12 protein-coding genes are annotated in these 13160 nt (G+C 53.4%); 6 read left to right on the top strand and 6 right to left on the bottom strand.

The features are described from left to right. Window positions 1–33: 33 nt before the first annotated feature. Complete coding sequence (locus JWF83_RS20975; RefSeq protein ID WP_413652368.1) at window positions 34–2094, top strand: beta-galactosidase; 2061 nt, start codon at window positions 34–36, stop codon at window positions 2092–2094. 68 nt (window positions 2095–2162) lie between these two features. Further along, window positions 2163–2477: a glucose PTS transporter subunit EIIB gene (locus JWF83_RS20970; protein ID WP_413652366.1), complete on the top strand. Its 315-nt coding sequence runs from the start codon at window positions 2163–2165 to the stop codon at window positions 2475–2477. 135 nt (window positions 2478–2612) lie between these two features. Here JWF83_RS20970 and JWF83_RS20965 read toward each other — a convergent pair whose 3' ends face one another. Then, window positions 2613–3872: a maltoporin gene (locus JWF83_RS20965; RefSeq protein WP_413652364.1), complete on the bottom strand. Its 1260-nt coding sequence runs from the start codon at window positions 3870–3872 to the stop codon at window positions 2613–2615. Window positions 3873–4139: 267 nt separating this feature from the next. Between JWF83_RS20965 and JWF83_RS20960 the strand changes: the two genes are divergently transcribed. Beyond that, window positions 4140–5216 carry a LacI family DNA-binding transcriptional regulator gene (locus tag JWF83_RS20960; protein ID WP_413652363.1) on the top strand — a complete coding sequence of 359 codons (1077 nt, stop codon included), beginning with the start codon at window positions 4140–4142 and terminating at the stop codon, window positions 5214–5216. A 283-nt stretch (window positions 5217–5499) separates the two neighbouring features. Beyond that, on the top strand, window positions 5500–7092 hold the full coding sequence (gene agp / locus JWF83_RS20955; protein WP_413652361.1) for a bifunctional glucose-1-phosphatase/inositol phosphatase: 1593 nt from the start codon (window positions 5500–5502) through the stop codon (window positions 7090–7092). A gap of 99 nt (window positions 7093–7191) precedes the next feature. Here agp and JWF83_RS20950 read toward each other — a convergent pair whose 3' ends face one another. The 3 genes from JWF83_RS20950 to wrbA form a co-directional block, all read right to left on the bottom strand. Then, window positions 7192–8565 carry an NAD-dependent succinate-semialdehyde dehydrogenase gene (locus JWF83_RS20950; protein ID WP_413652359.1) on the bottom strand — a complete coding sequence of 458 codons (1374 nt, stop codon included), beginning with the start codon at window positions 8563–8565 and terminating at the stop codon, window positions 7192–7194. A gap of 73 nt (window positions 8566–8638) precedes the next feature. Continuing rightward, on the bottom strand, window positions 8639–8869 hold the full coding sequence (locus JWF83_RS20945) for a YccJ family protein (RefSeq protein ID WP_413652358.1): 231 nt from the start codon (window positions 8867–8869) through the stop codon (window positions 8639–8641). Between the two features lie 22 nt (window positions 8870–8891). Continuing rightward, window positions 8892–9488: an NAD(P)H:quinone oxidoreductase gene (gene wrbA / locus JWF83_RS20940; RefSeq protein ID WP_413652357.1), complete on the bottom strand. Its 597-nt coding sequence runs from the start codon at window positions 9486–9488 to the stop codon at window positions 8892–8894. Between the two features lie 526 nt (window positions 9489–10014). On the opposite strand from wrbA, the gene JWF83_RS20935 reads away from it, so the two are divergent. Further along, window positions 10015–10179 carry a general stress protein gene (locus JWF83_RS20935; protein WP_071590531.1) on the top strand — a complete coding sequence of 55 codons (165 nt, stop codon included), beginning with the start codon at window positions 10015–10017 and terminating at the stop codon, window positions 10177–10179. A 140-nt stretch (window positions 10180–10319) separates the two neighbouring features. Next, window positions 10320–11249 carry a DMT family transporter gene (locus JWF83_RS20930; RefSeq protein ID WP_413652356.1) on the top strand — a complete coding sequence of 310 codons (930 nt, stop codon included), beginning with the start codon at window positions 10320–10322 and terminating at the stop codon, window positions 11247–11249. On the opposite strand, the gene rutG is transcribed toward JWF83_RS20930, so the two are convergent. Together rutG and rutF are read right to left on the bottom strand one after the other, a co-directional pair. After that, window positions 11246–12577 carry a pyrimidine utilization transport protein G gene (gene rutG / locus JWF83_RS20925; RefSeq protein ID WP_413652354.1) on the bottom strand — a complete coding sequence of 444 codons (1332 nt, stop codon included), beginning with the start codon at window positions 12575–12577 and terminating at the stop codon, window positions 11246–11248. The two genes, JWF83_RS20930 and rutG, sit on opposite strands and share 4 nt — an antisense overlap. A 50-nt stretch (window positions 12578–12627) precedes the next feature. Next, window positions 12628–13152, bottom strand: a complete 525-nt coding sequence (rutF, locus tag JWF83_RS20920; protein WP_413652353.1) for an NADH-dependent FMN reductase RutF — start codon at window positions 13150–13152, stop codon at window positions 12628–12630. Window positions 13153–13160: the final 8 nt, after the last annotated feature.

Genomic DNA, 13160 nt, shown 5'->3' with positions numbered 1-13160 from the left:
CTGTGCTGTGTTTTCTTCTTGTAAGGAAAATTCATGAACAAGTTTCCTCCTTTAAGTGCCAGGGTAAATGGCCTGCTGCATGGCGCAGACTATAACCCTGAGCAATGGTTTAATTATTCCGGGGTGGTGGAAGACGATTTAAAGATGATGAAGCAGGCAAACTGTAATGTGATGTCTGTGGGTATTTTTAGCTGGGCAATGCTGGAGCCGGAAGAGGGAAAATATACTTTCGGCTGGCTGGATGAGGTGCTGGATAAATTACACCAGCAGGGGATCTGGGTCTATCTGGCGACGCCCAGCGGCGCACGTCCGGCATGGATGTCGCAAAAGTATCCGGAAGTACTGCGCGTTGGCCGTAACCGGGTGGCAGCGCTGCACGGCGGCCGCCATAACCACTGCTTGTCGTCGCCGGTCTATCGCCGCAAAGTGGCTGAGATCAACCAGCAACTGGCCAGTCGTTATGCTTATCATCCGGCGGTGATTGGCTGGCATATTTCCAATGAGTACGGTGGTGAATGCCACTGCGACGGTTGTCAGGCGCAGTTCCGCCTCTGGTTACAGCAGCGCTATAAAACGCTGGCGGCGCTGAATGAAGCCTGGTGGAGCACTTTCTGGAGCCACACCTATAGCGACTGGTCACAGATTGAGTCGCCCGCCCCCCAGGGAGAGGCGTCAATCCATGGCCTGAATCTGGACTGGCGGCGCTTTAATACCGCGCAGGTAACGGATTTCTGCCGTCGGGAGATTGCACCGCTGAAAGCGGCCAATCCGCAACTGCCCGCGACCACCAACTTTATGGAATATTTCTACGACTATGATTACTGGCAGCTGTCGCAGGCGATTGATTTTATCTCGTGGGATAGTTATCCAATGTGGCACAGCCAGCAGGATGAAACTACGCTGGCCTGCTATACCGCGATGTTCCATGACCTGATGCGCACCCTGAAACAGGGCCAGCCTTTTGTACTGATGGAGTCGACGCCGAGCGTGACCAACTGGCAGCCGACCAGCAAGCTGAAGAAGCCGGGTATGCATATTCTCTCCTCGCTGCAGGCAGTGGCGCACGGTGCTGATTCGGTGCAGTACTTTCAGTGGCGTAAAAGCCGGGGTTCGGTCGAGAAGTTTCACGGTGCGGTGATCGATCACTATGGCGGACTGGATACCCGTGTCGGCCGTGAAGTGACTGAGCTTGGGCGGATTCTCGGCTGTATGAGCGCCGTCAGCGGCAGCCGGGTTGATGCCCGCGTGGCGATTATTTTTGACTGGGAAAGCCGCTGGGCGATGGATGATGCGCAGGGCCCGCGCAACTGCGGTATGGAATACGAAAAAACCGTGGCTGAACACTACCGACCGTTCTGGGAACAGGGCATTGCGGTGGATGTGATCAATGCCGATTGCGATCTCTCCGGTTATCAACTGGTGATTGCGCCGCTGTTGTATATGGTGCGCGAAGGTTTTGCTGCCAGAGTGGAAGATTTTGTCAGTCAGGGAGGCCAGTTCGTCACCACTTACTGGAGCGGTATTGTTAATCAGTCCGATCTTTGTCATCTCGGCGGTTTCCCCGGACCTTTGCGTGGCGTAATGGGCATCCGCGCGGAGGAGATTGACTGTCTGGCCGATGATGAAAGCAATAGCGTCACTGGCATCAGCGGCAATGTCGCCGGATTAACCGGGCCGTATCAGACGCGTCATCTTTGTGAATTGATTCATCTGGAAGGCGCGCAGGCGCTGGCCAGTTACGACAGTGATTTCTATGCCGGTATGCCGGCGGTCACCGTTAATCAGCAAGGCAAAGGTAAAGCCTGGTATATCGCTTCGCGCAACGATCTGGCTTTCCAGCGTGACTTCTTTGGCTCGCTGATCGCCGGGCTCCAGCTGCCGCGCGCCATGGATACGACATTCCCGCCAGGGGTGACGGCGCACAGCCGTGATGATGGCGAGCAGGCGTTTATTATTGTACAGAATTACAGTAACCAGGCGCAGAAATTAACCCTGCCGCAGGTGTATACCGATATGACCGACTTAAGCGCCGTCGAAGGCGAAATTACCCTGCAGCCATGGGGCAGTCGGGTACTGTCGCGTCGCCTGAAATAACCGTTCTACCCGTCACGCCCGCTCTATCTGAGCGGGCTTTTTTTTATGGTTAAGATGAGGAAATAACGATGGTCAGTCTCAAGTCATTTATCCATTATTTCTCCCAGCAGAAAACCGCACCGGAAGATAACAGTATCGACAGTGAGTACCTGCAGGCATTAATGCAGGGATTTGGTGGTCGTGACAATATTATTAAAGTTGACGCCTGTATTACCCGTCTGCGGGTAACGGTTAAAAACCTGGCGCAGGTGGATTCGGAAGGATTACAACGGGCGGGGGCCTTAGGGGTGATTATTCTCGGGCAGGAGGTACACGCAATCTTTGGCACGCAGTCGGATAATTTACGTAAACTGCTGGAGAAGCGTTTTTCGGTTAAAGATTAAAGATAAAAAAATGATAACCACCCTGCGGTGGTTATCAATAGCAAACAAGGACAGGAGAAATAGCGATAATCGTATGGCGATTAAATAAGTTAAATAACAGACACAAATAAATGATGGGTTACTGCATGAAAAAATTTACCACCAGGCTTCAACCTGCACACCAAAGTTCCAGGTGTTATTGGCTGTGCCGTCCTTAAATGATTTACCATCTTCAGAATCATTTAAATAAGAGGCGAAAACGCGCAATTCCGGCCGTGACATAAACTCCGGACCATCGGCTAATCCCAACGCCAGCGTATATTTCTGACCGGCCTGCTTATAATGGCTGCCATCTTTATTGTTATCTTTCTGATAGAAAGTACCCACTTCGCCAATCGCACGCACGTATTGCGTAAACTGATACTGTCCGCGTCCGACCAGCGACAGCAGGCTACTATCATTAATCTGGTCGTTAGTCTTGTCAGCCGATCCCCATGTCAGGACATGGTTAAGGGAAAACTTCTCGGTAATCGGGATCAGTCCGGTGTTAATTAAGCGGTAGCCGGTGGCATCCTCGGTATTGTGCCAGACATCATACCAGCCACCCCCCTGCGAGATCATATTCTGCGCCAGTCCCTTATTGGCGTACTGCAGTACGGTTTTATTGTAGCCGCCAAACATATCCTGGCTGATCTCACCGGTCAGCATGACCCCATTTTCCGCGTCGTACAGGCCACCATACTCTTTTTGCTTATTAGTTGGGTTTGGCATCGCGTAGTCGACGCCAAACTCGGTCCAGGCACCGCTCCACGGCTTCAGGCCGGCATAGCGTACGTCGATATAGTTGACGTTAAGGTCATTGTCATTATCGACACGGTAATCGACATCGTTGCCGTCGCCACGGATCCACGCCACTGAGACGGCGCCGGGTCCAAAGCTGTAGTTTTCAATCCCGGCGCCGGAGCCGGAAATATTCCAGTACTTGGTATCAATGATGTGCAGGTCATGGCGCTGGTAGTAGCGTTTACCCCCCCAGATCACCGCATTCGGATCGTTGGGGATCAATCCTTTGATTTGCAGGTTGAGCTGGCGTAAACCAAACTGCGCATCGTCATTCAGCGTCGATTCGCTGTCGTTAGAGCCATCGGAGACCATGCTGACCATGGTGTCGAGATAGAAGCTGACATCATTCTTTTTATACACTTCCGAACCCAGTTCAATTTCACCATAGGTATCGGCTTCATTACCCAGACGGCCCACTTTGTTTTTCTGATACTCAGCGATGCCGCCATCACTTGATGCGCCGACGCCCGAGCGGAAATAGCCGTGAAAGTCGATGCCATCGACAGCAAAAACAGAGCCAGAGCTTAAAGCCAGCGCTAAGGCGACGGCGACTGTGTGGAGTTTAGTGTTCATGATTGCCTCTTTTGTTTTTGTATTACGTTCACAATTGTGATGCTATAAAAGAGCTAACGATGAAATCACACAATTTGTTTATTAAGATATTGTGAGTTAGTGCAAATAAATCAGGTGTTTTTGTAACGACTGGTGATCGGGATCACCTGATTTTTAATTGTGAACGAATATCTTTTGTTGGCGTTATGCTGTCCGGCGTATCACCAGCTATGTTGGCCGCTAAGTGCCTGATACAATCAACAGAGAAAAACAGCAGGGAATCGGAAGATGAAGTCGAAGAGTACTACATTAGAGGATGTTGCCCGCCATGCCGGCGTGTCTTACCAGACTGTTTCCAGGGTACTGAATAAATCCGCCAATGTGTCTGAGGCCACGCGCCGCAAGGTAGAACAATCAATTGAGTTGTTGCGTTATGTGCCGAACCGGCTGGCGCAACAACTGGTGGGCAAACAGAGTCGCACGGTTGGACTGGTGACTATTTCGCTGGCGCTGCATGCGCCTTCACAAGTGGCGGCGGCAGTAAAGCGTTACGCCAATGATGAGCAGTATCAGGTGCTGATCTCGATGATCGATGAGAACGTCACTCATAGCATCCAGGATTCTATCAACGAGCTCAAGTCCCAGCTGGTGGATAAGGTTATCATTAACGTGCCGCTGGAGACCGCGCAGGCGGAGAAAATCGCCGCGGACAATGACGATATTATCTGTCTGTTTCTCGATGTTGATCCCTATTGTTCGGTGTTTAATGTCTCATTTAATCCGGCAGACGGTACCCGCGCCAGCGTCAGGTATTTATATGAGTTAGGTCATCGTGATATTGCTTTGCTGGCCGGGCCAAAAAATTCGGTGTCGGCCAATTTGCGCCTGAAAAGCTGGCAGGAGACGCTTAACAGTTATGGCCTGAGTCCGGTCATTACCCTGCACGGCAACTGGGATGCGCAGAGTGGTTATGCTGGCGCGTGGCAGATGTTGCGTGAAACGCCGGGTTTTTCCGCGGTACTGGTAGGCAACGATCAGATGGCGCTGGGGGTTCTCAGTGCTTTTCATCAAAATCACCTGAGCATTCCGGGACAGAAATCAGTCATTGGCTATGACGATACCTATGAAAGCTCTTTCTTTCATCCGGCGCTAACCACCGTTTCACTGGATCTTGACCTGCAGGGGAAAGAGGCGGTGCGGCGGATCCTCAGCGCCAGCGACAGCGAGGTTCAGCGTTCGTCGTCCATTTTGCCGGCCAGGCTGATTGTGCGTCACTCCACCGGTCCGCAGGTCGGACAGCAGCAGGATCTGCAGCAGATTGCCGATGAGTTACGCCAGCTGGCGCAGCGGCTGAGTTCAGGCTGAAGCAGGCGATGCGCGCGGGTAAAGCGTCTGCCCGCGCGAAATCACGACGCAGCAGCGTGACCTGCCTGATTCTGAAAAACATCCTGTTGCTTTTCAATCTGCTATTGGTACTAAACCGTAGCAGCCAGAGTCTGCTATATTGCTAACATTAATACGCTACTACAAACGTCCGGGGCTTTTCGGAACTGGGCAGGTTATGATGTTCCGATATTTTTGCTGTCCAGTGGTGGACAGCGTGTTTGATAGCCAGGATGTTTATCATCTGAATTAATGGAAAAGCACAATGATCAAAAAATATACTCTCTGCGCGTTGTCCGTACTGGCCACTTTACCCACCGGGTTTTCCGCCTGGGCCGCGGATGGTGATTTGCAGTTACAGCAAGTATTGATGATGAGTCGCCATAACCTGCGTGCCCCGCTGGCGGATAATGGCAGTGTGTTAGAGCAATCCACAAAAAAAGCCTGGCCGCAGTGGGATGTTCCCGGTGGTCAGCTCACCACCAAAGGTGGCGTGCTGGAAGTTTATATGGGGCACTATACCCGTGAATGGCTGGCGCAGCAGGGGCTGGTAAAAAACGGTGAATGTCCGGCATCCGATGATGTTTTTGCCTATGCCAACAGCCTGCAGCGTACGGTTGCTACCGCCCAGTTCTTTATTAATGGTGCTTTCCCTGGCTGCGATATCGCAGTAACCCATCAGGATGAGATGGGCACCATGGACCCGATCTTCAATCCGGTGATTACCGATGGCAGCGAAGAGTTCAATAAGAAAGCGCTGACGGCGATGAATGCCGCCGGTGAGAAACTGAGCCTGAAGCCAGCTTTCCAGCGTCTGGAAAAAATCATTGATTATAAAAATGCGCCAGCCTGTAAGGATAACAAGCAGTGCAGCCTGAGCGGCGACAATCAGGATAAATTTAAAGCGAATAATGGTGAAGAGCCTGGCGTAGCCGGACCCCTGCGGGTGGGCAACTCGCTGGTTGATGCCTTCACTCTGCAGTACTACGAAGGTTTCCCTATGGAGCAGGTGGCATGGGGGCAAATTAAGAGCGCAGATCAATGGAAAGAGCTGTCAGCGATTAAAAATGGCTATCAGGATGCCCTGTTTACGTCACCTGACATCGCACGCAATGTTGCCGCGCCACTGGTGGATTATATCCGCAGTCAGCTGATCGATCAGGACAAAGCGACGGCGCCAAAAGTTACGCTGATGGTGGGACATGACTCCAATATTGCTTCACTGCTGACCGCGCTGAATGTGAAGCCGTACGAGCTACCGGGCCAGAATGAGCGCACGCCAATTGGTGGTCAGATTGTTTTTGAACGCTGGCATGACAGTAAAAATAACAAAGACCTGGTAAAAGTGGAGTACGTTTACCAGAGTTCTGAGCAGTTGCGTGATGCTGAGCCGCTGTCGCTGAAGAATCCGCCACAGCGCGTGACGCTGCAGATGCAGGGATGTGAGACCGATGCCAATGGTTTCTGTTCATGGGAGCAGTTTTCGCAAGTGCTGAATAGCGCGGTGCAGGGCACGGCAATGCAACAGGCTGCGCCTAAACCTGCCGTCGTACCAGCCGCTGCGCCGGCGCAGGACGAAGCAAAAGTCGCCGCCGATAAAGCGGCTGCAGCTAAAGCTGACGCCGATAAAGCCGCGGCTGAGAAGGCTGCAGCAGATAAAGCGGCACAGGCGAAAGCCGCTGAGGAGAAGGTTACGGCAGATAAAGCCGCCGCTGCTCAGGCCGCTGCGGATAAAGCGGCTGCGGATAAAGCTGCCGCCGATAAAGCGGCTGCCGATAAAGCCGCAGCAGACAAAGCCGACGCGGCTAAGCCACAGGCCGACCAGCCGAAAGCCGCTGAAGCGCCAAAAGCGCAGTAATGTCGCCGCAGTGCTGATTAGCGCAATGGCTAAAAAAGGGGCCGACAAATTGTCGGCCCCTGATATTTCTGGCAATGAAATCCTGCCAGCGATCGCGTTCTATGCTTTCGCCACGACTACCAGCTTCTGATTTACAAACTCTTTGATACCGAGATCGGACAGTTCACGGCCAAAGCCGGAACGTTTCACCCCACCAAAAGGCAGTTCCGGCGCGGTATCGGTCATTGAGTTGATATATACCATGCCGGTTTCAATCCGCGAAGCCAGTTTTTTACCGCGCTCGATATTGCTGGTAAATACTGAGCCACCCAGGCCGTAGTGGGAATCGTTAGCCAGTTTCACCACTTCATCATCATCTTTCACTACGTAAATCTGCGCCACCGGGCCAAAGAACTCTTCAAAATACGCCGGATTAGCGCGGGTAATATTGGTGAGAATGGTCGGCTGATAGAAGCAGCCTTCACCTTCCAGCGCACTACCGCCAAAATGCAGTGTGGCGCCATTATCGACTGCCGCCTGAACCTGTTGCACCAGACTGTCGCGCGCAGCGGCGGAAGAGAGCGGGCCTAAGGTGGTGCTTTCATCCAGCGGATCGCCAATTTTCACCGCTTTAAATGCCGCAGTAAATTTCTCAAGGAAGGCATCGGCTACTTTCTGTTGCACCACAAAGCGCTTCGCGGCAGTACACACCTGGCCGGCATTATTCAGTCGCGCCTGTGCGCCTTGCCGGACGGCTTCATCGAGATTGCAGTCATCCAGCACGACAAAAACATCATTCCCCCCCAGTTCCAGCGTCGATTTTTTCAGGTATTTTGCAGCCTGAGCGGCGACAATGCTGCCCGCTTTTTCCGAACCGGTAAGGGCGGCGCCCTGCACGCGATCGTCAGCGATCAGTTCTGCAACCTGGGCGGTAGAGATAAACATATTGGTCCATGCGCCTTTGGGCGCACCGGCATCGAGGACTAACTGCTCAAAGATACTGGCGCAGTGCGGCACAATCCCCGCATGTTTGGCCAGCACCGGATTACCGGCGGCAAGATTAGGCGCCAGTACCCGCATCAGTTGATAGTAAGGGAAATTCCACGGCTCCACCGCCATAATCACGCCAATTGGATGGTTTTCCACCCAGGCTTCACCAAGATCGCTGGGGTAGCGCGTGGATTGCAGAAAACGTCCGGCATTTTCCGCATAGTAACGGGCAATTTGCGCACAAAGTTTAACTTCGCCGCGGCTCTGATTAATCAGTTTCCCCATTTCGACGCTGGCGATTTTTGCCAGTTCATCAACACGGCTGTCGATAAGGTCGGCCAGCTTTTTCAGTACCTGCAGGCGCGGCTGGATATCACCTTTACACCATGCAGACTGATACAGTTTTGCCGCCGTATCCAGCGCCTGTTCAACCTGTTGCGGGCTATGTTCCGGCCAGGATTTAATCAGTTTATTATTTGCCGGATTGATGGTCTGATATGACATGGATTCTCTCCCTGGTCATTGATTTGCAGAAAATAGCTTTGCGGGCGGGGGCTCCCGCCCGGACGCAGACGTGTCAGACATTTTTACGGTTGACCACTTTATCGTCCCACGTCAGTACGTCTTTATCGGTTTTCTCAAAGGCGCGCAGTAATACGTCATCGCTGCCTTGTTGTTCCCAGATTTTTTCAGCGAGTATTTCGTCATACGCTGCCACTTCAAAAATCGCTTCGGCGATTTCTGGCGAGGTGTGACGCAGGCTTGCCCATTCTCCTACACGATGTGCTTTCGATTGTTGCGTTGCCATGATTACCTCCTGAAAGGTGAGATTAGCCGTTAAGTTTGATTGCCAGACCGGCAACATATTCGCCCTGATAGCGGGCAATATTGAGTTCTTCTTCACTGGGCTGACGTGAACCGTCACCACCCGCAATGGTTGTGGCGCCGTAAGGCGTACCGCCGCGCACTTTGCTGACATCAAACAGCTCTTTCGCCGCATAGCCAATGGGGACAATTACCATACCGTGATGCGCTAAGGTGGTCCAGGTGGAAGAGATCGTATGTTCCTGACCGCCGCCAGTGCCGGTTGAGGCAAACACGCTGGCCAGCTTGCCGTACAACGCGCCTGAGGCCCATAACCCGCCGGTGCGATCGAGGAAGGTACGCATCTGGCCTGCCATATTGCCAAAACGCGTTGGGGTGCCGAAGATAATGGCGTCGTACTGCGGTAACTCTTCCGGCGTGGCGACAGCCTCTTGCTGTGCTTTTCCGCCCACTTGTGCAAAGCGTTCTGCGTCCATGGTTTCCGGAACGCGTTTCACCGTTACCTCTGCACCGCTTACTTTGCTGGCGCCTTCAGCGACCGCTTTGGCCATGGTTTCAATATGTCCGTACATTGAATAGTAGAGCACGAGAATCTTCGCCATTAATTAACTCCGTAGTTTGCTGATAAGTGGAGATAAAAAAACTCGCTGGCCCGGGGAGGGCCAGCGAGTGATTCAGAGTTTTTTCCGGGGCTTCTGCGGCATTTTGTCGCCAGATTCTGGCGCATTCTTTGGATCATCTTTTGCCGGACGGGGTTGTGGTTTTGCCATCATAGTTCTCCTGCACAGTTATGCGATTGATGAGGCCATTATTAGAGTATAGAAGAGAAATGGCAGCTTGCTGCGTCTGGCTGCCGGCGCGGCGCTGGCGGCAAAGAGCATGATTTCAGCGGCGGAAATTTCAATAATGCTTAGAAAGAGTTAAGTGAAGTCTGCGGCAGTAACGGCATTTTTTAGTTGATTGTTTGTTTCTAAATATAAATAAAAGGCTGAAAAGCGCGCGTTTCGTCTAAACTGGAACAGGTGGCGATAACCAACGGGCAGATGATTACCCGATTCCGCCACCCCCTTTCGCCGCAGGCGGAGAGGGCGTTAGCAATATGATGGCTTAACTATTCGGAGGTAAGAAATGGCAGAACATCGTGGAGGCTCTGGTAATTTCGCTGAAGACCGTGAGAGAGCATCAGAAGCTGGCCGTAAAGGAGGCAAAAGCAGCGGTGGCAATTTTAAAAATGACCCGCAGCGTGCTTCCAAAGCAGGTGAAAAAGGGGGACGGAGCAGCGGCAAGAAATAACTACCCGTTGTCTGTACTCTGAGTATGTCCCCCCAGCCGCCGGGTAATGCCCGGCGGTTTGCTGTTTAATCATCGTCGCCATTGACCTCTCCTGTTCGCCAACGCACACTAGCGCCCACTTTTATTCAGTGGATCGGGCTATGTCGGCGTTTTTTGCGCGTTATAAATTCAGCATCAAAATGCAGGAAGTGGTACTCATCCTGATCACTATGTTGTGGGGCGGCACCTTTCTGGTGGTGCATCACGCGATGACCGTCAGTGGTCCGTTCTTCTTTGTCGGTCTGCGTTTTGCCACCGCGGCGCTGTTGCTGGCGCTGTTTTCGTGGAAAACATTGCGCGGATTATGCTGGCAGGAAGTGAAAGCCGGCGCCTGGATTGGGCTGGCGATCGCCGGTGGTTATGGTCTGCAAACCTGGGGGATGCAGACTATTTCCAGCAGTAAATCGGCGTTTATTACTGCCATGTATGTGCCGCTGGTGCCGCTACTGCAGTGGTTGTTCCTTGGCCGTATGCCGGGGATTATGTCCTGGATTGGGGTGATCCTCGCCTTTAGCGGTTTGTTATTACTGGCCGGGCCGGAAGGTAACTCGCTGGCGTTTAGCGCCGGGGAGATCGCTACGCTGCTTAGTGCGCTGGCGATTGCTGCCGAAATTATCCTGATCGGCGCTTGCGCCGGTAAGGTTGATGTACGGCGCGTGACTATCGTGCAGTTGGCGGTGGCCGCAGTTTGCGCGTTTATTTTTATGCTGCCCAATCGGGAGTCGATACCGGCGTATTCTCCATACCTGCTGTACAGCGCCATCGGACTGGGGATGGCCAGTGCGGTGATTCAGGTCACCATGAACTGGGCGCAGCGTAGTGTCTCACCGACCCGTGCCACGGTGATTTATGCCGGAGAACCGGTATGGGCGGGAATTGTCGGACGTATTGCCGGTGAGCGTCTGCCGGGTATTGCCCTGCTCGGTGCGGCGCTGATTGTACTGGGCGTATTAATCAGTGAACTGCGACTGCAGCGCAAAAAAAAGGCGAAGGATAAACCTTCGCCTCAGCAGATCACGGAAAACCCTTAGCTGTCCTGCGGTAGCGGTTTACTGCCGCTGATGGCCACGGCGCGGCGGTGGCTGAGGATGGCATTGAGGATGATGGCGCCGAAGGTTGCGGTACCGATGCCGCCCAGGGTAAAACCGCCGATATTAAGCGCAAAGTCACCGGCGCCCAGCACCAGGGTGACGGCGACCATAATCAGGTTGCCGTTCTGGCTGAGATCAACATGGTTTTGCACCCAGATACGTGCGCCTGCCACGGCAATTAGCCCAAATACCACAATCGAAGCGCCACCAATCACCGCCGCCGGGATGGTGTGGATCAGCGCCCCAAATTTCGGCGAGAAGCCAAGCAGCATCGCGATCACTGCTGCAGCGACAAACACCAGCGTCGAATAGACTTTAGTTACCGCCATCACGCCAATATTTTCCGCATAAGTGGTGACACCGCTGCCGCCCACCGACCCGGAGAGCATGGTGGCCAGACCGTCGCCAACAAAAGCCCGACCCATCCAGGGATCAAGATTGCGTTCAGTCATACCGGCTACCGCTTTGATATGTCCAAGATTTTCCGCCACCAGAATGACCGCCACCGGAGCAATCATCACCATTGCCTGCAGACTAAAGGTCGGCGTAGTGGTTTGCGGCAGTCCAAACCAGGGGGCGTTAGCCAGCAGGCTGAAGTCGACGGGTTTACCGAGACCAAACACATTGGTTAACAACGCATAAATCGCCCAGGCGACGATCAGCCCCACCAGAATGAGCAGACGCTGTACCATACCCCGGGTAAATACCGCGACTACCCCGATACACAGCACCGTCATCACCGCCATCCAGCTGTCGAACATCGAGCCTGAGACGCCACGTACCGCAATCGGAGCCAGGTTAAGACCAATAGCCATCACCACGGCGCCGGTGACCACGGGCGGCATCAGGCGTTCAATCCAGCGGGTTCCCGCTTTCATTACGACCAGACCGATCAGCGTATACAGCAGGCCGCAGGCGATAATGCCGCCCAGCGCGACACTCAGATTCGGATTCAGACCCTGGCCGTTAAAGCCGGTTACGGCAATAACTACCCCGACAAAGGCGGCGCTGGAACCAAGATAGCTGGGTACCCGGCCAGCGGTAATCAGAAAGAACAGCAGAGTACCGACACCGGACATCAGAATCGACAGGTTAGGATCAAGCCCCATCAGCAGCGGCATCAGCACCGTTGCGCCAAACATCGCTACCGCATGTTGCAAACCCATAATAATGGTCTGCCCGGCGGGCAGGGTTTCATCGGGGGCTACCAGGCCGTTATCAGTAACCGCCGATTTTTTACGCCATTGTGGAAACCAGGAACCAGACATCGTTTTCTCCCAACCAAAGTGCTAAATAACGGTGACCGCCGGATGGCGGATTAACTGGCTTCCTGCCGTAACAGATGATGATATCCACGATCGAAATAGATCAGGCCGTGCGTATTGTCGTTACACACCAGCGCCTGTGCTTCACAGAACAGAATGTCATGTGTGCCGACACTAACCACCTGGGTGATTTTGCAGTCGAAAGAGGCCACGGCGCCGGCAAGGATCGGCGCACCGGTCACCAGTGTTGACCACTCGGCAGCGATAAAACGTTCCTCCATCGGCGTTTTACCGCCAAACAAATTGGAGAGGGATTCATGACCGGCCGCCAGAGTATTAACGCACAGCGTCTGATTCTGGCTGAATACCGGCCACACCGAGGCCGAACGGTTCAGGCACACCAGTAATGTCGGCGGGCTGTCGGTGACGCTACACACGGCGGAAGCGGTAAAACCGGCGCGACCACCAGGACCATCAGTAGTAATGATATTCACCGCCGCGCCAAGGCGTGACATGGCATGACGGAATTCCTGTTTTTCTACACTGGCCGCAGCCAGCGGCAGGGTATGCAGCGACATGGGTAACT

The organism is Pantoea sp. B65 (assembly GCF_047308185.1).
In the GTDB taxonomy this organism is placed as follows: Bacteria; Pseudomonadota; Gammaproteobacteria; order Enterobacterales; family Enterobacteriaceae; genus Erwinia.
The sequence above is the reverse complement of the archived record's forward strand: the minus strand, read 5'-3'. Positions and strand labels throughout refer to the sequence as shown.

Coding starts and splice junctions, on each gene's coding strand:
- agp (WP_413652361.1), top strand. CDS start 5,500: ATGATCAAAAAATATACTCTCTGCGCGTTGTCCGTACTGGCCACTTTA.
- wrbA (WP_413652357.1), bottom strand. CDS start 9,488: ATGGCGAAGATTCTCGTGCTCTACTATTCAATGTACGGACATATTGAA.
- JWF83_RS20965 (WP_413652364.1), bottom strand. CDS start 3,872: ATGAACACTAAACTCCACACAGTCGCCGTCGCCTTAGCGCTGGCTTTA.
- JWF83_RS20950 (WP_413652359.1), bottom strand. CDS start 8,565: ATGTCATATCAGACCATCAATCCGGCAAATAATAAACTGATTAAATCC.
- JWF83_RS20960 (WP_413652363.1), top strand. CDS start 4,140: ATGAAGTCGAAGAGTACTACATTAGAGGATGTTGCCCGCCATGCCGGC.
- JWF83_RS20930 (WP_413652356.1), top strand. CDS start 10,320: ATGTCGGCGTTTTTTGCGCGTTATAAATTCAGCATCAAAATGCAGGAA.
- JWF83_RS20945 (WP_413652358.1), bottom strand. CDS start 8,869: ATGGCAACGCAACAATCGAAAGCACATCGTGTAGGAGAATGGGCAAGC.
- rutF (WP_413652353.1), bottom strand. CDS start 13,152: ATGTCGCTGCATACCCTGCCGCTGGCTGCGGCCAGTGTAGAAAAACAG.
- JWF83_RS20935 (WP_071590531.1), top strand. CDS start 10,015: ATGGCAGAACATCGTGGAGGCTCTGGTAATTTCGCTGAAGACCGTGAG.
- JWF83_RS20975 (WP_413652368.1), top strand. CDS start 34: ATGAACAAGTTTCCTCCTTTAAGTGCCAGGGTAAATGGCCTGCTGCAT.
- JWF83_RS20970 (WP_413652366.1), top strand. CDS start 2,163: ATGGTCAGTCTCAAGTCATTTATCCATTATTTCTCCCAGCAGAAAACC.
- rutG (WP_413652354.1), bottom strand. CDS start 12,577: ATGTCTGGTTCCTGGTTTCCACAATGGCGTAAAAAATCGGCGGTTACT.